This is a genomic window from Streptomyces sp. Pv4-95, assembly GCF_045782725.1.
Lineage (GTDB): Bacteria > Actinomycetota > Actinomycetes > Streptomycetales > Streptomycetaceae > Streptomyces.
Window position 1 is genome coordinate 1,805,016 of sequence record NZ_CP127172.1, and the last position, 20,600, is coordinate 1,825,615.

Sequence of the window (20,600 nt, forward strand, 5' to 3'; positions counted from 1 at the left end):
GCCTCACCCGAACACCACGGAGCTGTATGCGCCCCGCTCACCGCCTCACCACCCTGGCATGCCCACTCCTGCTGCTGTCGATGGCCGCATGCACTGGCGATGCTTCAGCAACCTACGACCCCAAGCCGCCCTCGGCGACGGCGCCCACAGCGTCCGCCCCCGCCGGCGGAAGCCTGCGACTGTCCGACGCCATCGGGCAGTTGAAAGTCGCGGACGAATCTCGCACCGGATACGAGCGGGACAAGTTCCATCTGTGGATCGATGCAGACCACGACGGCTGCGACACCCGCAAGGAAGTCCTTCTGTCGGAAGCCGTGACCAAGCCCCGCCAAGGCGAGAGCTGCAAACTGACCGGCGGCACCTGGCGCTCCTACTACGACGACAAAACCGTCACTGATGCCTCCCGCCTCGACATCGACCACCTCGTCCCCCTCGCCGAAGCATGGGACTCCGGCGCCTCCAATTGGTCGGACGAACGCCGTGAGAAGTACGCCAACGACCTCGACGCCCAACGCAGCCTCGTAGCCGTCAGCTCCGGCCCCAACCGCTCCAAAGGCGACCAAGACCCCGCCGAATGGATGCCACCCGCCAAGGACGCCTCCTGCACCTACGCAACCGACTGGGTAACCGCCAAACTCCGCTGGAATCTCACCATCGACCACGCCGAAAACCGGGCCCTGGCCAAGCTCGCCGCCAGCTGCACCGAAGCCACCGTGAAGGTCACGCCCGCCCTCTGACCGCGAACGCCCGGCGGCGAACTGTCCATGGCCTCCGGGCGAGGCCCGCTACGAGTGGTAGCCACCAGCAGACTGGGCTGTGCGTTCTCGTGGACAAGCCACCGCCCTCTGGACCTCGCTCTTCCTGACGCTCCCCGGAGGGTAGTGACCTCCTGAGCGGACTCAGAATGATGCGGTCTATAGACCCGGCACATCAATTCGCCGTGGCGCCCGTGCGCATGCCGGGGCTCTCGTTGTGTCGTTGAGCAGCTGGACAACGACACCTAGAGAGAGGGATCTCGTGCTTCGTCGCATCGCAATGACGTTCGCTGCCGCTGCCGGGCTGATGGCAACCAGCCCGGCAGCGGCACTCGCCCCTGGAGACGGCGAAGACCCGCACGGTGTTACATACAGCGGCGCCACGGACTCGGGATACAAGACGGGTGCGTCCTACCACCACAACCGCTGGTTCGACCTCGACGACTGAGCGCCTGTGCACGCCCGGTCTCGTCGCCATGTCGCAGGAATTGCACTCGTGCCCGTGGTGGTCTCAGCGCCGGAGGCTGTAATGGGTCAGACGTGACCGGACGTCCTTCTCGCTGAGCCCGAGGGCCTTACCGATCACGGCCCCGGACAGCTCTTCGGCCTCCGCGGCATAGACGGCTTCCCGTCCGATGCGCCCGGTGACGCGTTCCAGGGCCGCCACCGCCTTCAGTGCCGCCAGTGGCGCTTCGGTGGTGAGGGCGTCGAGCTGGTTCGTCAGCCGCTCCAGTAGGTCGTTCAGTTCGCTGGGGAGCGGTAGGAAGCGTGCTTCGACGTCGACGATGTGCTGGGCCCAGTCGTCGCGTGGGCCGGAGGTGTCGAGATCGTGGAGGCCGTCGTAGTCCCGCTGGGTCCAGTCGATGGGGTAGCGGGTCGTGCCGCGCCAGCCGCACGAACACGACCCCCGTACCTCCTCCGCCCGTGGCCGGCTCAGCTTGCCGTCGTAGGCCCACCACTCGGTGGTCTGGTGCATGTGACCACCGCTCCCGGTGTCCAGAAACACCGGCTTGGGTTCGCTACCGTCGGCGAGCACGGCCCCTGCCAACCCTTCGTGCGACGACCCGAACTCCTCAGTCCGCCAACCCATTGCTGTTCCTCCCCGAACGTCACAAAGGCCTGTCCCTGCCGACAATGCCCAAGTAGCCGCTCGACGACGGCAATTCCTCAAAACCGTCACTCACGGGAGTGGTGATGAGGCGCCAGTGAAGCGGGCGCTGGGCGCCAGCGACGGGCATGGCTTCCCGCTGGTAGCGAGCCAGCGGCGACCGCTGCCGTACCCCTGGCATCACCGAGGTCCGAGCGCTTAGTGCGCGCGGCGAAGGTTCTCCTGCGGAGTCAGCAGCCCGAGCACCGCGTGGTCCTTGCGGTGCTCACGCCACCGCTGGGCCAGTGCACGATCCGCGAACATCCCATGCCCGGCAGCTGACGACGAGTTCAGCTCGATCGCGTCCCACCCGCCGACCTCATTGGCGAATGCCGTGGCGATGTCGACGAACGCAGGGCCCTGGAAGTAGCTGACGTGGGCACCTGCGACGTCCAGCGGCGTGCCGGACAGGTCGGATTTCAGGGAGTTGGCCGCCACCCGGGAGTTGAAGTAGTCGGTGATGTCCTCCACGGCCTCGGCGCGCATCGCGCTGAGAACCTGCTGGCGATAGCTCGGCGGTGCCAGGCAGGCGTGGAAGGAGAAGTCCTCATCAGACCCGTCGGTCCGCACGATTCTGAAGCCCGAGTGCTTGCCCTGCAGGGGCTTGTCGATGACGAAGGCCTCGATGCCGCAGCCGATCTTTTCGTCGGCTTCCGCATGAAGGTCCAGGAGATCCCGCAGCAGCTCCTGGTCCTCTAGTCGGTCGACTGTCTGCCCGACCGAATACCGGTCCCGCACGGCGATCACTGCTTCGCGCGCAGCCTTCTTCGTGGGGTACCGGCGCTGTCCAATTAAGAATCCAGGCACGCTGCTCACTCTTCCCCTCGGTCTTCCCGGACGCCTCGGCGAGACTGACCACGACGGCCGGGCCGCGTACGAATCACCAATGATGTCTCCGCTGCGATGTCCCGACCGCATGGCTCACCGCCGCCTGCCCGCTCGCGCACCGTGCGAGCGGCGATCACCACACCGAGTGGAACCCTGGCTGCGTCATGTGCGTACTGGCTATCCACCTCATCTAACCATCCTGCACCCACGCCGATGTTGGGCCACCCGCCTGGCTGCGCATTCCCGTCGTCTTACAACTTCTCCGACCGCGTCTGAGGGTCGGCGCTGGCGACAGCGTCGATCTCGGTGAGAGCGTCCCGCCATGCTTGGCGCCATGCCTCCCGGCTGAGGTCTTCGACCATGGCCGCATCGACGCCTATATCCCCGTCCAAGGGCCACAACGGAGTATCGCTGGCGGCGAGGCAGACTCGGGCAAGCAGGCTGCGGCGAACGAGGTCTCGCAACCGTTCAACGGCGTATGCGATCGCTGTTCCATCGGGCAGGCCATTGGGAACGGTCGAGATCTTTCGAACCTCCTTGAGGAGAGCTTTCTCCCTCATGGCACCGCCGTGGACGAGTGCGGATCTGAGCCCGTAGATCACGCCCACGTCTTTGAAGATCTGCTCTGCTGGATCAAGGTGGGTGGAAAGCAGCGTCGACGCGCGGACCTTCAACCGCAGCGTGACGTCGTCCTTCTCCTTTCCGGACAACGTCGCTTCGAAGGCGGTCGCCAGGTCAACGATCTGCTCGGACCAGCCGTACGCGTGGAACGACAGAAGGAACTTCTCCAGCGCCATTCCAAACGAGGTGAACGCCATACCTGTTCGCGGTTGCTCTGCAGCAGCAAGCAGCCGTCCGAGGCCGTCGACACGGCAGACATCCTCCGCGCCGAGGGTGATCACGTGGGCGGCCCGTTGCGTTGGAGATCCGAACCCGGGCCCCGCACCTCGGAAGCGGAGCACCATGGGCTTGAACTCACGAACCGTGTGAGTTGCCCCTTGAACCTCTGCCATCGACTCGCTGGTGCCCGGCTTCAACAGCCGTACCAACAACATGAACCGCTCGATCCTTCGCGATAGCGGCTTCGCCAGATCAAAGGGCTCTGCGCTGCTGCTTCGCACGGTGATCACGCTCTCCGGGGGTGCAAAATCATGCAGTTGGTCTCCGCCGAAGGCGCTCGCCGCCCCCGGAATTGTCGTCGATATGATCCGCTGCAGCTCGCGCTCGTGATCGGCTGCTTGCGCGTTAACCGGCTCAACACGGACGTTGGTGAACTCGACTGGATTACCGTCCGAGGTGGTCAGGTGGGAGACCCTTCGGCAGCACGCCACCTCGAAGGTGTCTGCGTGAACTGCCCCGATCAGGTCATTGAGTGACTGCTCGGCGACTGGTGCGTCAGGAGAAAACTCCTCCTGCGCATGAGTCAGCCGCGCGATGAAGGTCTCGAGGAAGCTGAATATCAACCCACCGGGGAACTTGCGCTCATGCAGTGGCTGGTCAGCACCGAACCGAGGATGAGAAGCGGCGATCGCATCTTCAAGCACTCTGTACTCGGTCAGATGCATGACAGAGTCGCCGAAGTAGTCACGCCCGACCACCAGGTAGGGGCGAAAGGCTGGCGGCGGAACTACCCGCTCCTCCAGAAGCCGGTCCCATGCCGCAGCCAGGAATGCTCGCCCGGCGTCTTTGAGGCGGTTGTCGGTGTCGTCCACTCACCTAGCATGGACCACCGCTCAACCGTCTGCACTGCTGTTTCGCCTCGGCCCCCGAGCCTCCCCTCGCGCCAGAGCCGCGCTCTGGTACCTCTCACGGCGTCAGGGCCGTACTCCCCGTGCGAGCCGCACCATCCCCCCGTCTGTTGGCTCCGCTGAAGCTCTGCTGTACCCGGCGGCAAACCAGACCTCTCCTTCCGTCCTCCCGCGCGGCCCGACGTTCCGTGGGCGGACAGGTGCTGACGAACTTGCTTGGTCCACTCCGTGATTTCCTTGGAGGAAGGCACCATCCTGTTTGGCACAGCGCCGTGGTGGAGATCGTGTCAGGGGGCACACCGCTCGCCGCCGCGCCCTGTGCCGCCGCGGCCCTGAGCGCAACCGGCCGGCCCCGCCCTGACCGCCTGCTCCGGCTCGGATGCCACCGGCACGAAGCCCGCGGGCCACACGGCCGGCGAGTCCAGCGCCGCGGGATCCGCCGCCGGAGTTCAGAGCTCCGCTGCCAAGGCGGGCACCGGCGCGAAGGCCGACACCAAGGTGGATGCCGGGGCAAGCAGTCGGGCGGCACGCAGTCCGCCACGACCAATGCGGCATCCCCGGTCCGCACCCAGACCCTGGGGACGGCAGCACGGCCAAGATCTACCTCAGCTCCTAGCGCTACCGCGCCAAGATCGGCAGCCACGGATCGGCTCCGCCCTGTTCTGGGTACACAGCGCCTTCGCAGATCACTCTAGGTAACGAAAGGGCGTAGCGCCTTGTCGCCTACACCAACCCAGCGACACGTTCACGAGCACCAGACTTCAGCACTCAGGCCGCGGTGTCGTACCCGTGGGGGCCCTGCGGAGCCTCGGGTCGCATGGCCTTCTGCATGATGGCGCGGCAGCGGTCCCACGCCTCCGGGACGAGGTGGCCATCGATGTCGACCGTGGTCTTGATCGACTTGTGGCCGAGCCAGCGGGAGACCTCGTGGATCGGGACACCGTTCGCCAGCGCGGTGGAGGCGAAGAAGTGACGGAGGCTGTGCGGGATGTACTTCGCTGATCCATCCGGGTGGACCAGGCCGGCCGCCTTGCACGCCTTCCGGAAGTGGCACCCGTAGGTGTTTTGCCGTGGGCATGATGCGCTTGCCCCGACCGCAGGCACCGACCGGTGCGGGTTGAGTCGTTCGGAGAACTCCTTCAGCCGGTCCAGTGCCCGCACCGAGCTGACCTTATCTTCGAGCAGCTCGGACCCGTAGTTCGCGGCACCAAGTACTCCGTCCAGGTCGTTACCAGCGAGTCGGGCCTCGGCCAGGCCGCCTGGCACCACGAAATTCCCGGCAACCTGCCACCCCCGCATTGCCAGCAGACCATCTGACCAGTGACAAACGGCGCCTGATACCCAGTCAAAACCAGTGTCACGAGCGTCATTTCAGCGTCAAGGTATCGCCCGTATCGCTCACACCGCACATAATGCGCATCGACAAAACAGCAGGTCAGGCGCCCTTCGAGGTCCGTCCAAGGATCGCGACGCACTCCACATGGTGGGTCCTCGGGGAAACGGTCGAATGCCTGCTCCGGCCGCGAGGCGCACCCGCCGTCTCGGCGAAGTACTTCAGGTGCCGCTTCCGGATCACCCGCAAAGCGGGCTTGCAGCGCCATGAGAGCAGTGCTGAACGAGAAGTCGATCGCGTCCGCGGACCTCTCCAGGCGGTCGACTCTAGCGGCCGCTTGTTCGCTGAGCCGCTCGGCGAACCGCCCCGGTGTCGAGGCTCGTATTGTTGACTGTGTCGCCGCCCGGGAGATCGCGGCCGTCGCTGATGGTCTACCTGCTTACGTGGGGAACTCGCCGCACCAGTTGCGCCCCAGGAGGGTAGCGGGCAGGTATTCAGACTCAACCTCGATGGGGATGCCCGCGTCGTGCGCGAGGCAGGCCATGGCTAGCGGGGCGAGGGCGACGAGTCCCGAAGCCTGGAACGCCCGTGTCTCTTCGCTCCAGTATTCCTTGTGCCACTGGAGGGCGTTGGTGAGCGCCCTGTTGAAGCCGGCGTTGTCCTTGCGAATGATGCGATGGAACATCTCCATCGGCGGGTACAGCAGCTTGCCCACCGTCTCCGGATCCGAGACGACTTGCGGCTCGGTGCCGTCGACCGCGGCAACCAGCTTAGGGCCGAGGTCGGGGCCGCCGAGCCAGTACGTCTGGAGCGTGTCGATCCAGGCGTAGTGGTACTCCTGGAATTGCGAACCGTTCTCCCGAAGCAGGGACAGAGGCACTTGGCACAGAGCGGTGATCCTATTCCGCTCTCGGCAGACCAAGGCCAGGTAGAAGGCGCTGATCCAGGAGCCCGGGTTCACGTACCACTGCGGGCCCGTGGCCTCAAGTATGCGGTCCTTGTGCGCGATGCGGCACTGCACATGGTCCTCGGTCGTGGTCGCGGCGGCAAACACAGCGGAACCGACCTGCATAGCGTTGACCCAGGCATCCCATGTAGGGAAGATCGATGCCCGTGGGTCCAACAGGCAGCGCGACTGGGCCAGGGTGAGTGTGATGCGCTGGGTGTCGCCCAGCCTCGTGGAGCGTTCCTCCAGACCGTCGATTAGCTCCTGCGAGTTCTCCTGGAGCACGGCGAGTCCCTCTTCCGCATTCTCCGTGGGCAAGGGAGGGCGGGGGATGATCGAGACCAACGCGTTTCTCCTTAGAAGAGCTTGAAGTGCTTGAGCTCGGCCCCAGCATAACTACCGGTGTTTTCATTAGCATGGACGAGGACGTACTGCAAAGTCTTGTTGTCGATGGCAGCTCGGATTTCCTTGGCGTACTTGGCGTCTTTTGGCGAGAAGACGGCGCGTTCGTCCATGTCGGCCAGGATTGTACGGACGTACTCGATGGTTCCCTGCTTCACCATGGTGCCGCTGTCCTGTGCACCGTTGCCCTGACGCCAGTCGAGCCTCGCGTTGGGGCCCTTCGCCTCGACGATGATGGGGCTGCCGTCCTTGTCACGCCAGAGCTGGTCGAATCTCTTCGATCCGTTGGCCGTCTCCGGAAGGTCGGTGATCTCCCGAGCCCCATCGAACTCCTGCTGCAGTAGCAGGTGCCGGCGTGCGGCCTCCTCGCCGAGGGCCTCGCCGAGCTTGCTGTTGTTGGAGACACCCTCACCGACCGTCGCGTTGAAGTGCTGCTGTGCGTCGGCGAGCGCCTTCGCTGTGTCATCGGTCGGGGTGGCCTCGTAGGCCCTCTCGGCGTTGGCCAGGTCCATGCCTGCCGCGCGCCTGGCCGAGACGTCATCGAGGTGATTGAGGTCAGGGGGGCCAACCGTCTCCCGGCCCCGCTCCAAGGGAGTGAGGTGGAACTGCTCCGGGTTGGCGTACGGCAGGTTGTCGGCGGCCATCCAGCCGCCGCCCGGCTTCTCGACGAGCTTCGGCAGAAGCTGACCATCGACCATGGCGTCGGCGCTGTTGCGATAGCCGGGCCCCCACTTGTCATAGTGCTGCGCGCGCCAGACCGGATCCTCGTTGGCAAGCCGGACATGTTCCCGGGTGATTGCCTCTCGTTCTGCGGGTCTCCGCTCGCTGGCTGGCTTGTCACGGGCTGCCTCGTACTCCGCTCTGCGGGCTGCGTCGTCGACGCCGTGGGCCGTGCCATCCAGGCCGTCTGAGTGGGCGCCGCCCGTCGGCGGGGTCTCTGGGTGGCTGCCGCCCGGGACGCCATCGCCCGTGGAGGAGCCCCCCGGGGTGGTATGGCCGTGCGTAGAGCCACCAGGTACGTCGCGGCCGCTGCCTGCCGACGGAGCGTCCGTGGGGCCCACGCCGCCCCTGGAGTTGTTGCCGCCCGTATGACCGGTGCCGCCTGCTCCGCTGTCCAGGTCGTTCGTTGGCATGTGGTTGCCCGCGTGGCCGCCCGGGGCGTCCCCCGCGGTGCCGCCCAGAGTCGTGTCACCGCGGCCGAGCGGCAGGTCGTCCGCGGCACGGCCCGGATCGGGTATGTCCGAGCCAGCGCGTGTGACGTCGTCGCCTCGCCCGCCGACGCCAGCCAGGACCGGCTGTTCCTGGCGGGCCGGGGCCTCGATCCGAGGGCTGTCCGCGCCCGTCGTCGGGGTCGGGGTCTTCTCGGTCTTGGCCTGGTCGCCCTTCTGCAGGAGACTCCCGTCCTCCTTGTAGAGGGAGCCTTCGCCGTCCATGTACTTCCCCGGGCCATCGAACGGCGACTTCACCGTGTTCGGCGGCAGCGTGACCGTGCCCTTGGGCAGCTTGATGCTGCCGTCGGGGAGTTTGATCGCGCCGTCCGGGACAGCGGCGCCCTTGGGCAACTGCACCGTGCCGTCCGGCATCTTGACGGCGCCCTCGGGCAGGCTGAAGGCACCCTCGGAGATCTTCGGGACCTCGATGTGGCCGAGGCCCTTGAGGGCGGCCATCACGTCGCGGATCTTCGACACACCCGCGGCTGCGCCCTTGAAGGCATAGGTCATCGGATCGATGGCCTGGCCCACCTTGCCTGCGAAGGACACTGCCCTGGCCGCCGCGCCGGCCTTGCCCGCGCCCGACACGGCCGCGCCACCGCCACGGGTGAAGATGGCGGTGATGACGTTGAAAGTGACTGCGCCGGCGGCTCGGGAGCCGTTCGACTCCCACTGGTCCCAGGCCACGAGCGCCTTGCCGGTGTCCTTCATCGCGGTACGCGAGTCCCGCAGCCAGGAGGGGAGCTTGTCCCCCGGTGCCGTCAGGTAGGCGGGGCCCAAGACGGGCAGGGTGCTGATCGTTATTCCGGTGGAGAGCTTGGCCAGACCGGCCCATGCCTGGCCGGCGGCGTCCCCGCCGTCGAACCCGAGCAAGGTCCCCAAGCCCTCGATGGTGCCCCATACACCGTCGACGATGACGCCCTTGCCGAAGTCGTAGGCGTGCTCCCACACCTGCCACCAAGGCACCGATTCCTCGACCGCGTCGCCCCAGGGCAGGCTCTTGGAGTGCTTGAGCGCTTCGGCGTCGTAGCCGTAGCCGTTCTTGTGAGCACCGTCGACCGTATGGAGTGCCTTGCCGCCCACCAGCGCGACGATCTTGGCGTGGCAGTCGCGTTCAGCTTCCTGGAACGCCGCCCAGACTTCAGCGATCTTGTTGCGGCGATTGAGGTTCTCCTCGACGAGGTCGCCGTCTTCGCTCCAATCGTCTTCGGCGGCGTCGTTGCTACTGAAATCGGCAGCGTCCTGCTTCAGCTGCTTCAGCTGGTGGATCAGCGGCCTGACCTCATGGGCGTAGCTGCCCAGCGCCCTGGAGATGACACGCATGTCCTCGCTGAGGTCGTGCGCCTTGTCCGCCACCGGCTTGGTGACGCCGAACAGTTGCTCCGCCTCGGGCGCCTTGTAGAAGGCGGCCAGTCCGCCGAAAGACTTGTGGACGTCCGAGCCGATGGTTTCGACCTGGGAGCCGCCGCGGGACAGCGCCTTGACCTTGGTTTCGAGTAAGTCCAGATCGCCGGTGAAGACGGGTACCTCGGCCGGATCGACCGGTGCGTCGCTCACTTCGTCTTCCCCTCGACATCCCTGAGAGCACTCAGCCGCACGACTCGGGCGGCGTTCTGGGCGTTCCTGGCTGCCTCGAGATCGCCCTCGACGTACTCATTGGTGGCTTTGACCGCCCCCAGGACCGCGGCCTGGCACCGATCGGCCATCGCCTTGAAGTCCGTACCGCGCTTTTTCGCGTACTCGGCCAGCGCCGCACCTACCGGTCCCGTCGACCTTTGTGCCGACCACGACGGAGCCTTCTGCGGCATCACCGGCCCGTGCGGTAGCGTCAGGGCCTGCGAGCCCGGCACGGCCGTACCCGCCGCCTGAGCAGCCTCTTTCATGTCTGCGAGCAGAGTGTTGAGGGCCTCTCCCAGATCTTCGGCGTGCGTGCCGACGACCTTCAACTGTCCCTGCACTCCCTGCGGCTGGATGTCCCATGACGTCATGAACGCCCCCCTGCGTACACACTTCTTGCACCGCCGCCGAGACCCTCACGGCGCCGCACGGCCGACAGTTTGTCGGCGCACTCCGAAGGACGGGTCCTTCACCCGGTGCGCCGGCCGGACTCAGCCGATGTTGTCGACCGCTGTCTTGGCTCGAGCGAGCGTCTGGTGCGCGGTTCCGTCGTTCTTCTCCAGTGTCGTCTTCAGCAACTGGATGATGTTCTTGACCTCTTGAGACGCGCGGTTCCAGCGCAGTTCCTTGCCGTGGTACTCGTCCGCGACACCGTCCGCCGCGAAGTCGGACATCGCCGCCTTCACCTGCGAATCGCGCGCCGCGATGACCTGCTCCAGACGCGCGATCACCGCCTGGATGTTGCCCTGCGCCTCCGCCGACGCAGCCGTGTCGTACGAACGACGGTCACTACCAGCAGCCATCACAATCACTCCCCCTGAGATTTGGACACGTTGCCGCGAGCCGGCGTCAGCGGCCCGAGAAGCGGGCGGCGTCGAAGTTCGCCGCGGACATCTGCGACCGCGCGGTATCGGCCTGCTCCTGGTCACCCGAGCTGAATGCCGATTCCATACCGGACTGACCGCCCACGATCGCGGCCAGCGCACTGTTCAACTCCGCCGCGATCTCGTCCGAGTGGGACTTGAACGAGTCGAAGGCCGCCTTGCCCGCCCCGTTGAACTTGCTCTCCAACGGTTGGGCTGCCTGCACGAGCTGGCGGATCAAGGTCCCCAGTTCCGCGCTCGACCCCTGCGACTGCGACCTCAGGGTCGAGAGCGTCTGCGCCCCCATGTCGAACTTCATCGGGCTCCCCCTTGCCAGACTTGACGATCGTATGTGCGGTCATGCCTATCAACCGGGGCGTGACCAGTGCAATTCACATTCCCGATGCTACGGGCACGGTCTGACAATGGCTCAAAGCGAGCAGGTGGCCACCCACCACTGCCTGCTGTGTGCTGGGCGTGGGGGTCCACGCCGCAGCTCAGCCGGTCCGGGCGCTCTCACACGCCTTTCAGATGCCGCATCAGGCGCTCGAAGTCCTGCCAGCCCGACAGGTTCGAGGGGTCTCCGGGCAACGGGTAGTACAGCGCGGGGCGGGTCTTCGGGCCGAGGGGGACCGGCTGCTCGGACAGCGGCGTGCGCCGGGCACGGTCACCGGGCATCTGGCGGACCTCCTCCGCGCCGAGGACGAAGGCGAGTGGGACGCCGGGGCCCTCGAAGCGGGGCGGCACCGCCAGGCCACGGCGGGCTTTGCGGAGCTGTACGAGCATCGACTGGAGGTGGTGGCGGGTGGCGAGCAGCTCCGCGGCCTGGGGCAGGGAGGCGACCGGGGGCTCCTCGTCAGGGCCGTAGCCGAACATCAGCGTGACGTGTTCTTCCACGCCCGCCTTCGTACGGCTGATGCGCATGGTGGCGAGGCCGGGCCGGTCCGGGGTACCGACCACCACGGTCCAAGTCGGCTCGGGCGCCCTCTCGTAGGCGAGGTCGGTGATCTGGCGCGGTGACCAGGGGAGGTTGGCGGGCTCCGCGGTTCCCCAGCCCGCCGGGGGTGCGCCGGTGAGTTCGCGCCATATCGACTCCAGGGCGCCGCCGAGCACCAGACGCTCGTCTGCGGGGTGGACGGTGCGGAACGTGATAGCAAGCTGACGGTCGTCGGTGGGTGTGACCTCCTGGTAGGAGGCGGCCACCGGGGTGCGGGGGGCGTCGGCTGTCGCGTCGGCGGCGGCTACCGGGGCGAACATGCCTTCCTGCCATCGCAGTACGGCTCCGGACAGTCCGTCGTAGTAGCCGTCCCGCTCGTCGCGCACGACCCAGCGGGACGGCCAGCTGCTGAGGCTGTCGCGTACGGCCGGGGAGAGCATGATTCCTGACGGGGTGACGATCTGGAGGCCCAGCTCAGCGTTGGCAGCCACCCGGAGTGCGTGCGAGAGCCAGGCCGTCATAGCGACCACCGGACGGTCCTGGATGACGACAGCAACCTTGTCGGTGAGGACGTCGACGGCGGGCTGCTCCGCGGCGGGCGTGGGTGCGACACTCACGCCTTCGGTCTTCACCACAGCCAGGGAGTGCGCGGCCTCGGGCGGCCAGGCGGAGCCCTCGCCCAGAGCCGCCAGCCGGGCTGCGAAGGTGCCCGCGAGACACTCGGCATCATCGACGCCGGTGGTGGCCCGGGCCTCCGTCCACCAGTACGGAACCGGCGGAGGGGTAGCTCCGAGCAGCCGCTCGGCCTCACCGGGAACCTGTATGAGCAGCGGGGCCTCGACGGAGACGAGCGGTCGGCCCTCACTGTCACAGAGGCGCATGACGGCGCCCTCACCCGCCGTGTCCACCAGCTTGTCGGGGCCTCCGGAGAGCAGGCCCGCGAGCATGCTCCACGGGTCGGGCATGCGCTGGGTGAGGGCGATGACGTCCTTGGTCATGCGATCGTCCGGTCCTTCGTCGTTCGTGGCATGGATGCCGTGTGTCTCGCGGCCGGAGTGCGCGGAAGAACTCGCTTGTGGTGCGGGAAGCTCCCCGGGCTGTCACGCGGGCGAGTACACGGTCTGGATCAGGCGGTTGGACTGTCCCCTGCGCATGAGTACCCCGCGTCCCGCTGGCTGCTGGGAGGCGTATACGCCGGGGAACAGCTGGCCCTCACTGCGGTCCCCCGCCATGAGGAGGGCTGAGGATCCCGATTCGCGCAGGCCCTGGACGAGGGGCTCGTAGATGCCGCGTGAGGCGCCCGCGACGCGGCGCGTCAGGACGAAATGGAGGCCGATGTCCACCCCGGACGGGATGTACGGAAGGAACGGGGCCAGCGGTTCCTGGCCGGCGGTGGTGAGTACGTCGTAGTCGTCGATGAGGACCACGATCCGCGGACCACCGCCCCAGCTGCCGGGTTCCAGATCCTCGAGGTGCGCGCTGTCGTCGGGCAGCCGCTTGTCCAATACGGTGGCGATGCCGGCGGCGAGGCCGGCACACAGCTTGGGGTTGTAGGCGTAGCCGCCGTTGAATTCTTCGGGGACCGCGCCGCGCAGACTGCGCCTGGGGTCCATGACGGCGAAGACCAGCTCGTCCTCGCTGTAGCGCTCGATGAGGCCGCCGGCGATGGTTTTCAGCAGATTCGTCTTGCCGCACTCGCTGTCACCCATGACCAGCAGGTGCTGATCGTGCTGGAACAGGTCAAGCAGCACCGGTTCTAGCGCTGTCTGATCCAGGCCGATCGGTACCCGCTGGGGTTGCTCGACCGGGCCCGGCAGAAGCCGCGGCTCCAGAATGTGCGGCAGCACCCGTACCGGCTGGGCGACCTCACCGCTCCAGGTCGCGCGGATCGTCCGCGTCACTCGCTCCAGGACCGACCCCATGTCCGCGGTGTCGGCGAGTGAGTCCGTACGGGGCAGCGCGACCTGCGCGAAGAGCTTGCCGTCGGTGAGAACACGGCCGGGCTCGTCGGGCGAAAGCGTCGCGGCGAGCTTGTGGTCGATGCTGGACTCGCTGGGGTCGTTCAGCCGCAGTTCAACGCGGGTGCCGAAGTTCGACTGGACGGCGATGCGTGCGTCGTTCCAGCGGAGCATGCTGGCGACGACGTGGATGCCGTAACCGCCGCCGCGTTTGAGGATGTCGGCGATGTCGTCGTCCAGGTCCTCGAAGTCGTCGCGCAGCGCGCCGAAGCCGTCGATGACGAGCACGATCTCGGCGGAGGCCAGCTGGGGCAGCCGGCCCGCCGCGTGCAGGTCGCGCAGCTGTGAGAGGGAGTCGATGCCGTGCTCGCGAAAGAGGTTCTCCCGGGCCACGAGCATGGTGCGTACTTCTTCAACGGTTCGTGCCACGCGCTCGCGGTCGGCGCGGCCCGCGATGCCGCCGACGTGCGGCAGGCCGGACAGGGCCTGGAGGCCGCCGCCGACCAGGTCGATGCCGTAGATGCCGACCTCCCGCGGAGTGTGGGTCAACGCGAGCGAGAGGAGGAGGGTGCGCAGCAGCGTGGTCTTGCCGGACTGCGGTCCGCCGATGACCGCGGCGTGGCCGCCCGCCACCGTGAGGTCCAGGTACCACTGGCCCTGCCACTGCTTGGCCGGGTCATCGAGCAGGCCAAGCGGTACTTCAAGCGGCCCTCGGCGCTTGGCCAGTTGCATACCGCGCACACCGACATCCACCGGTCCGGCGACCGTGTCCAGGGCGATCGCGTCGGGCAGCGGGGGCAGCCAGATACGGCGCACCGCACCGGCGGCGTTCACCAGCTGCTCGACCATGACGCCCAGCTCGGTCGGCCCGGTTTCGCGACGCCTCATTGTTGGCTCCTGGGCGCCCGCGTCCTCCGTGCCTGAGCTGGTGTTGAAGGTCGAGTACGGAAGTGCGAGGGGGCCGGCGTCCTCTTCTTCCGAGCGCTGTACGGGGCCGCGGTAGGCGCCCGAGACATAGCTCGCCTTGAAGCGGTTGTAGTGGCTGGTGTCGACCTTGAGGTAGCCGAATCCGGGCAGCGGAGGCAGGTGGAAGGCGTCCGTGGTGTCCAGGACGGTGCGGGATTCGTCGGCGGAGAAGGTGCGCAGGCCGAGCCGGTAGGAGAGGTAGGTGTCCAGGCCCTTGAGTTTGCCGCCCTCGATGCGTTGGCTGGACAGCAGCAGGTGCACCCCGATGGAGCGGCCGATGCGGCCGATGGACAGAAACAGGTCGATGAAGTCCGGCTTGGCGGTGAGCAGTTCGCCGAACTCGTCGATGACGACGAACAGGTGCGGCAGCGCCTCCAGGTCGGGCCGCCGGTTGGCGCGCAGTGCGGCGTAGTGGCCGATGTCGGCTATGTTGCCCGCGTCCTTGAGGACCTGCTGGCGGCGTTTGACCTCGCCGGCGAGCGAGGCGTGGACGCGTTCGACGAGGCCGGCCTGGTTCTCCAGGTTGGTGATGACACCGGCGACGTGCGGCAGGTCCGCGAACGGCGCGAAAGTCGCACCGCCCTTGTAGTCGACGAGGACCAAGGCGAGGTCCTCCGGCGGGTGTGTGGCCACCAGAGCGAGAACGAGGGTGCGCAGGAGTTCCGACTTCCCGGAGCCGGTGGCACCGACGCACAGGCCGTGCGGGCCCATGCCGAGCTCGGAGGATTCCTTCAGGTCCAGGAGCACCGGCTCGCGGGAGTCGTTGACGCCGATGGGTACACGCAGGAAGGCACGCTCGCCGCGCGGCCCCCAAAGGCGCGACACATCGAGTTGTGCCACGTCGTCGATGCCGAGCAGGTCGGCGAAGTCAACGGGGCCGGACAGGGGCGCGTCGACGAGCGACTCGGCGGAAAGGCGCAGCGGCGCCTGCATCCGGGCCAGGCCCTCGGCGAACGGGATGCTGACGTCGTCCACGGTGCCGTGGGCACGGACCGGCTCGTGCTCGCGCAGGTCCTCGATGATCACCTGGTCCCCTTCTACGGTGATCCGGACGCCGACGTGTCCTGGCTCCTGGACTCGCTGCTGGAGCAGGTGCAGGACGGTGACGCCCATCTCCCGCAGGCCGACCGCCTCGTCGGGACGCGGCAGGTCGACGGCGTCCTGGCCGTGTCCGTCGGCGACGACGAGCAGCCGGGACGTCATCGACAGGGCGTCGTTGCCGGAAAGGCCGCGCCGCACCTCGGCCGCGTAGGAGGCGCGGCGGCGCAGTTCGGGGCCGAGCTGCCGGGCGAGCTGGGGTGCGGAGGGGGCGATACGGCGAGCGGCGACGGGGCCGTCGAACTGCTCGGTGTCGAGCAGATGCGGCATCCACTTGGCCCACTCCCAGTCGGCGAGCCGGTCACCGGGCACAGCGAGAGCCATCACCACATCATCGGGAGCATGCAGGGCGGCCGCCTGAACGAGCAGGGCGCGTGCCACACGGAGGCAGTCCTCGCGGGGGCCGATGATGCTGACGTTGCCGATGCGGTCGAGCGGGATGGTGAGAGGGAGTTCGGTGCCGGTGCGGAAGCGGGTCATCAGCGCCGACGCCTCGTTGAGCATGAAGCGGTCGGGCGGGGTGAGGGCTGAGGAGCCCTGCTGAGCGATCTGCAGATCGCGTACGGGCATCTCGCCGGTGCCGACGCGCACGCGCAGGAAGTCGGCGTCGACGCGGCGGCGCTCCCACATGCGGGCCGGGTCGCGCACGATGTCGTAGAGGGCGGGTGGCGGCGGGTTGAGGACGTCGGCGCGCTCGCGCCGCGTGCGCTCTTCGGCAGAGAGTTCCTCTCGCAGGTCCTCGAGATAGGCGAGGTATGCCTCGCGCTGTGTGCGCCGGGTGCGCTGGGCTTTGCCGCGTTGTGAGAGGACGAGCACGACGGAGCCGATGACGGTGACGACGAGGATGATCGCTCCGAGCGCGGCGAACTGGCTGTTGCGTACAACCGTCATCATCACCACGGACGACATGACGCCGGCGACGGGCAGCAGCGACATCGCGATGTTGCCCGACTTCCCCTCGGGGAGGTTGGGCGGCGCCTCGATGCTGCGCGCCTCAGAAGCCGCCGGGGGCCGGGTGGTCCTGGCAGGGCGGTGGATCAGTCGGGTACTCATCGTCGTCGTCCGTCATTCACAGTCGGGCTCGGCATCTGGTCAGTGACCCCGGGGGGAGAGGGAGAGCTGGAAGACGTCCGCGGCGATGCGGGCGGCGGCTTCCCTGGTCTGGTGAGCGAGCAGTTCGGTATGGATGGGGCCACCGGCTGCCAAGTGCCGGTCGTACGGCAGGACCTGGACTCTCGCCCCGGTGGACGTGAGTTGCCGAGCCGTCTGCTCAAGGTCGAGCCCCGCATGTGGCGCCAATTCGGTGAGCACCACGACCGTGCCCGCGATCACCTGCCGGGGCAGCCCTCGCATCCACCGGAGCACCGAGTAGGTGCTGGTGATCCCATCTGGTGTGGCGGGGGCGGTCAGCACACGGCCGTGGGCAGCGGCGAGTGCGACCCGGGCGACTTCGGCGGGCAGCGTCTCGCAGTCGATGACCATCACACCGAAGTAGCGGCGCAGCGCGACTACGGCTCGCTCGTACGCTCGGCTGTCCAGCATCACGCCGATCTGGCCCTGGCTCGCGGGCAGAAGCCAGGCGTTGTCGGGGAGTTGGATGAGATAGCCGGTGATGTCGAGCAGCGACATGTCCGGCTTGACGATGTCCGCGAGATCGCTGGTGGTCCAGCGAGACGACTTGGCACCGAGCCGCAGCGGCAGCGAGCCGAGTGCTGGGTCGGCCTCCAGGAAGAGGACAGGGTCCTGCCGGTAGTGCGCGTAGGTGGTGCCGAGCAGCGCGGCGACCGTGGACTTGCCGGATCCGCCCCGGATGGAGGTGATGGCGATCTGTCGGCCGGTCGTCACGGGCTGCTGGAGCATCGCCGCGGTGCGGGTGATCTCGGCGACCTCGCGCGCGGCGGACGAGGCCAGGGTGCGGCGCAGGGAGCGCAGGGCACGCGTGGCGAAGGGCTCGCCGTGCTGCGGCTTGCTGCGTAGGGCGGCGGCCAGGCCCTCGTCGACGACGGGGCGGGAGTCCGGACTGCGTTGGGGGTGGCTGTCCAGTGGGGAGGTGGCCGGTGCCGGTTCCTGCCGCTGAGACGGGTAGCCGGCTTCCAGTGGTGCGCCACTTCCAGGGCCGGTCTCGGGCTCCTGGGCGCCCCGCGCGGGGAGGACGGGGCCCGGTGCGGGAGCGCCGAATGTCTGACCAGCGGCGGCCTGCGAACCGGGGCCCTGCGCATCCAGCTGGGTGTCGCCTCTCAGGTCACGCAGCACATCACTCTGCCAGCTGCTTTCTCCGTTCGGCATGCCTGTTCCACTCCCCCTTCCTCTTGCTGCCCCGCCCAGAGCGCCTGCGGGTCCTCTCAGAACTGGTCGAGCAGCTGCCCGTACACGCCGAACACACCGAAGGCGAGCGGGAAGAGCCCCACCATGCCGACGGACTCGACCAGATCCGCGATGCGCCGCAACCGCACCTGCACATGCTCGGGCGGTTGCACCGCCAAGACAAGCAGCGGCAACACCGCGGCCGCACACAGCACCGCGAGCGCCCCGCCTCCCCCTGCATGCTGCATCCACAGCATCACGAGGCGCACAACGAGGCACGACGCCGCGGCGAAGAGCGCGACCACCTCGGCAACCAGTGGGTAGGCCCGCGCCCTCGACACGATCACCACAGCAACGAGTGAGGTCAGCGCCACCGTCCATACAGTGGGCTTCGGGGCCAGGGTGATCAGCCAGCCGGCCGAGGTTGCCGAGACCGCAGTGACAATCGTCGAGAGGGCGAGGCTGCGGTGCGTTGCCGAGAGTGCGGTGCCCACTTGGTGGCGGCTAACGGACTCGCCGCCCGAGCGCCGGTCGTCCAGTGCGGTGAGCCCCGACGACATTAGGGCAAGCCTTGGCAGGACACCGAGCAGCACCAGAGAGAACACGGCCATGACGGCGCCCAGCCGTGCCGGATCACTCTGCACGGCGGCGACGACCTCCCACACGGCGGCGATCGTGGCGGTGGCCACGGCGCCGACAAGCCCGCCCTTGCCGAGCGGCGAGAAGTATCCGAGGAAGACGAAGGTCAAGACCAGCGCGCCCGCGACGGCGGCGAGCCGCGCGGTGCCCGGCCAGTCGTACGCGTCGGCGGCGGTCCACGCGGTCAGAACGCCCAACCCGCCGGCGGCGAGCAGCAGCGCGGTCGCCAGCCCCCGGTTTCCCCGCCCGACCTTGGCGACAAGCGCCCCTGCCACCAGGAGCACGAGCGTGACGACCGAAAGACCACCAACCAGGGCTCCGAGCGGGAACTCACCGCGAGCGAGTAGCGCGGCAGTCGCCGTGAAGGCGACGGTCGCCACACCCGCGCTGGCCCGGCGTGCGGCAGGACGCCAGCGCCAAGCCCGAAGGTCGAGATCATCAGCCACAAGGTCGGTGACGTCGTGCACCACAGGGGCAGGCGGCGCAGAGTGCGTCCTGACGAGCCGGAGCACGGCGCCGTCGACAATTCCGGACGCCGCCAGCGTGCTGTCGTGCGACAGAACGGAACCGTCGGAGGTAATCAACTGCCGCGACACTGGGAGGGAGGCGGGCCGGTCGTCCAGCAACTCCAAGATATCCGGGAGAAGTTGCCCAATCGGTGTGTCGGCAAGCAGGACGATGTCGGCTCGGCGTCGCTCGCCGACCAATGTCACTCGACTCAGTTGCGCTTGGGAAGTCGCTGCTCTGCTCACCACTTACGGGAACCTATCATCGCGGCGTTGGCGCTTCCTGAGGCGACCGGCATACCTATCCGGCCCCGCCCAGCCCCCGCCTCAGGCAGCCCTTCTCCCATCGCGGGGAGCGCTTCGTGCGCTTTTCGAGAATGCAGCAAAATCTGTCCGAATCCGACCCATGGTCCTCTAGGATTTCGCCGGCCTCGCCGGCTGCTCGTACTGCTGCACCTGGCGCTGCTGCTTCTCCTGCTCCGCCTTCTGGTTCGCCAGGGTGTGCTGTAGGAAGGACCACCCGACGCACCCCGCGCACAGGACGGCCGTGACGGCGATCCCTGCGAATACCTTCCCGAGCCGCTCGTCCGCCGTGCGCCGCCCCCGCTGCGCGCCGAACAACAGGGCGTCGCGCATCCTGCGTCGCCGTACTGCCACCGACTCCAGCAGCTGACTGTCGTAATCCCGCGCCATTCCCTCGTCCGTCGTCTCAGTCGTCCGTCGCTTCACTCACGACCGTTGGTCGCTCGCCCATCGGCGGTCCGGCTCAGACCGCCATCTCCAAGGCGCTCCCGCATGACAGCACACTTCCGCATACGCCGCCGCGCAACCGGCATGGCCAGCCCGTTCGGTTGCCTGCCAGCGGCACTCCCTCACCGTGGCAGCGCTCATCCCGCGGTTGAGGGAGCACTTCAGACGACGTCCTGCGCACCGAGCGCGCTACGACAGCCACAAGTTCGGGCACCTACTTGTAGATCGTGGTGCGGGAGACGCCGAGCAGCTTCGCGATCGACCGGCGGCTATCCTCCCTGGGCGAACGCGAGAGCGCGAACACCGGGGGGCGGACGACCATGGGTACGGCAGGGCCGTCGGAGATTTTTTAGCCGCTTTAGGCCAACAGCCCGGCCCCGGTAGGGGCCTATGAGTTAGTGGCGCGGCTCCGGGCCGGCGGCTGGGGCAAGGTCTACGTGTCCTACACGCCGGCCGGTCGCCCCTTGGCCGTCAAGGTGATCAGGCCAGAGCTCGCCGACGCCCCTGAGTTCCGGCGGCGGTTCCGCCAGGAAGCGGCCGCCCGCACAATGGGTCCACGCTGTACGCGTCCACGGCTAGTTAGTGGAGGAAG

At 67.7% G+C, this 20,600-nt stretch carries 16 protein-coding genes and 1 pseudogene; 2 read left to right on the forward strand and 15 right to left on the reverse strand.

What is annotated here, in order from left to right; translation table 11 throughout:
- The first annotated feature begins 80 nt into the window (after positions 1–80).
- A complete protein-coding gene (locus tag QOM21_RS08200) occupies positions 81–737 on the forward strand; it encodes an HNH endonuclease family protein (RefSeq protein ID WP_407549086.1) in 657 nt (218 codons plus the stop codon).
- A 298-nt stretch (positions 738–1,035) separates the two neighbouring features.
- Positions 1,036–1,203, forward strand: a complete 168-nt coding sequence (locus tag QOM21_RS08205) for a hypothetical protein (RefSeq protein ID WP_407549087.1) — start codon at positions 1,036–1,038, stop codon at positions 1,201–1,203.
- Between the two features lie 63 nt (positions 1,204–1,266).
- On the opposite strand, the gene QOM21_RS08210 is transcribed toward QOM21_RS08205, so the two are convergent.
- The 15 genes and pseudogenes from QOM21_RS08210 to QOM21_RS08280 form a co-directional block, all read right to left on the reverse strand.
- The gene (locus QOM21_RS08210) at positions 1,267–1,845 is read right to left on the reverse strand and encodes a hypothetical protein (RefSeq protein WP_407549088.1); all 579 of its coding nucleotides are present in this window, start codon (positions 1,843–1,845) and stop codon (positions 1,267–1,269) included.
- A 216-nt stretch (positions 1,846–2,061) separates the two neighbouring features.
- Positions 2,062–2,718, reverse strand: coding sequence for a DCL family protein (locus QOM21_RS08215; RefSeq protein ID WP_407549089.1), 657 nt, complete (start codon positions 2,716–2,718; stop codon positions 2,062–2,064).
- Positions 2,719–2,981: 263 nt separating this feature from the next.
- On the reverse strand, positions 2,982–4,442 hold the full coding sequence (locus tag QOM21_RS08220; RefSeq protein ID WP_407549090.1) for a hypothetical protein: 1,461 nt from the start codon (positions 4,440–4,442) through the stop codon (positions 2,982–2,984).
- 804 nt (positions 4,443–5,246) lie between these two features.
- Entirely contained in the window at positions 5,247–5,582 is a 336-nt protein-coding gene (locus QOM21_RS08225) for a tyrosine-type recombinase/integrase (RefSeq protein ID WP_407555609.1), read from the reverse strand.
- Positions 5,571–5,732: pseudogene (locus tag QOM21_RS08230) on the reverse strand (transcriptional regulator); the annotation flags it as partial. The pseudogene QOM21_RS08230 and the gene QOM21_RS08225, both read right to left, overlap by 12 nt.
- Before the next feature lie 518 nt (positions 5,733–6,250).
- A complete protein-coding gene (locus QOM21_RS08235; protein ID WP_407549091.1) occupies positions 6,251–7,102 on the reverse strand; it encodes an immunity 49 family protein in 852 nt (283 codons plus the stop codon).
- A gap of 11 nt (positions 7,103–7,113) precedes the next feature.
- Positions 7,114–9,927, reverse strand: coding sequence for a hypothetical protein (locus tag QOM21_RS08240; protein ID WP_407549092.1), 2,814 nt, complete (start codon positions 9,925–9,927; stop codon positions 7,114–7,116).
- Positions 9,924–10,358: a DUF6507 family protein gene (locus QOM21_RS08245; protein ID WP_407549093.1), complete on the reverse strand. Its 435-nt coding sequence runs from the start codon at positions 10,356–10,358 to the stop codon at positions 9,924–9,926. Before QOM21_RS08245 ends, QOM21_RS08240 begins: the two co-directional genes overlap by 4 nt.
- A gap of 120 nt (positions 10,359–10,478) precedes the next feature.
- Entirely contained in the window at positions 10,479–10,790 is a 312-nt protein-coding gene (locus QOM21_RS08250) for a pore-forming ESAT-6 family protein (RefSeq protein ID WP_407549094.1), read from the reverse strand.
- 46 nt (positions 10,791–10,836) lie between these two features.
- Positions 10,837–11,169: a hypothetical protein gene (locus tag QOM21_RS08255; RefSeq protein WP_407549095.1), complete on the reverse strand. Its 333-nt coding sequence runs from the start codon at positions 11,167–11,169 to the stop codon at positions 10,837–10,839.
- 197 nt (positions 11,170–11,366) lie between these two features.
- Positions 11,367–12,785: a DUF6177 family protein gene (locus QOM21_RS08260; protein WP_407549096.1), complete on the reverse strand. Its 1,419-nt coding sequence runs from the start codon at positions 12,783–12,785 to the stop codon at positions 11,367–11,369.
- 102 nt (positions 12,786–12,887) lie between these two features.
- On the reverse strand, positions 12,888–16,862 hold the full coding sequence (gene eccCa, locus QOM21_RS08265; protein WP_407549097.1) for a type VII secretion protein EccCa: 3,975 nt from the start codon (positions 16,860–16,862) through the stop codon (positions 12,888–12,890).
- Between the two features lie 39 nt (positions 16,863–16,901).
- Positions 16,902–18,095, reverse strand: coding sequence for a MinD/ParA family protein (locus QOM21_RS08270; RefSeq protein WP_407549098.1), 1,194 nt, complete (start codon positions 18,093–18,095; stop codon positions 16,902–16,904).
- Positions 18,096–18,151: 56 nt separating this feature from the next.
- A complete protein-coding gene (eccD, locus tag QOM21_RS08275; protein ID WP_407549099.1) occupies positions 18,152–19,507 on the reverse strand; it encodes a type VII secretion integral membrane protein EccD in 1,356 nt (451 codons plus the stop codon).
- Between the two features lie 165 nt (positions 19,508–19,672).
- A complete protein-coding gene (locus tag QOM21_RS08280) occupies positions 19,673–19,951 on the reverse strand; it encodes a hypothetical protein (protein ID WP_407549100.1) in 279 nt (92 codons plus the stop codon).
- Positions 19,952–20,600 lie beyond the last annotated feature (649 nt).

Bases quoted from the DNA above. Each gene is read 5' to 3' on its own strand.
- QOM21_RS08255 (WP_407549095.1), bottom strand. From the start codon at position 11,169: ATGAAGTTCGACATGGGGGCGCAGACGCTCTCGACCCTGAGGTCGCAG.
- QOM21_RS08245 (WP_407549093.1), bottom strand. From the start codon at position 10,358: ATGACGTCATGGGACATCCAGCCGCAGGGAGTGCAGGGACAGTTGAAG.
- QOM21_RS08200 (WP_407549086.1), top strand. From the start codon at position 81: ATGGCCGCATGCACTGGCGATGCTTCAGCAACCTACGACCCCAAGCCG.
- QOM21_RS08210 (WP_407549088.1), bottom strand. From the start codon at position 1,845: ATGGGTTGGCGGACTGAGGAGTTCGGGTCGTCGCACGAAGGGTTGGCA.
- eccCa (WP_407549097.1), bottom strand. From the start codon at position 16,862: ATGAGTACCCGACTGATCCACCGCCCTGCCAGGACCACCCGGCCCCCG.
- QOM21_RS08280 (WP_407549100.1), bottom strand. From the start codon at position 19,951: ATGGCGCGGGATTACGACAGTCAGCTGCTGGAGTCGGTGGCAGTACGG.
- QOM21_RS08250 (WP_407549094.1), bottom strand. From the start codon at position 10,790: ATGGCTGCTGGTAGTGACCGTCGTTCGTACGACACGGCTGCGTCGGCG.
- QOM21_RS08205 (WP_407549087.1), top strand. From the start codon at position 1,036: ATGACGTTCGCTGCCGCTGCCGGGCTGATGGCAACCAGCCCGGCAGCG.
- QOM21_RS08260 (WP_407549096.1), bottom strand. From the start codon at position 12,785: ATGACCAAGGACGTCATCGCCCTCACCCAGCGCATGCCCGACCCGTGG.
- QOM21_RS08270 (WP_407549098.1), bottom strand. From the start codon at position 18,095: ATGCCGAACGGAGAAAGCAGCTGGCAGAGTGATGTGCTGCGTGACCTG.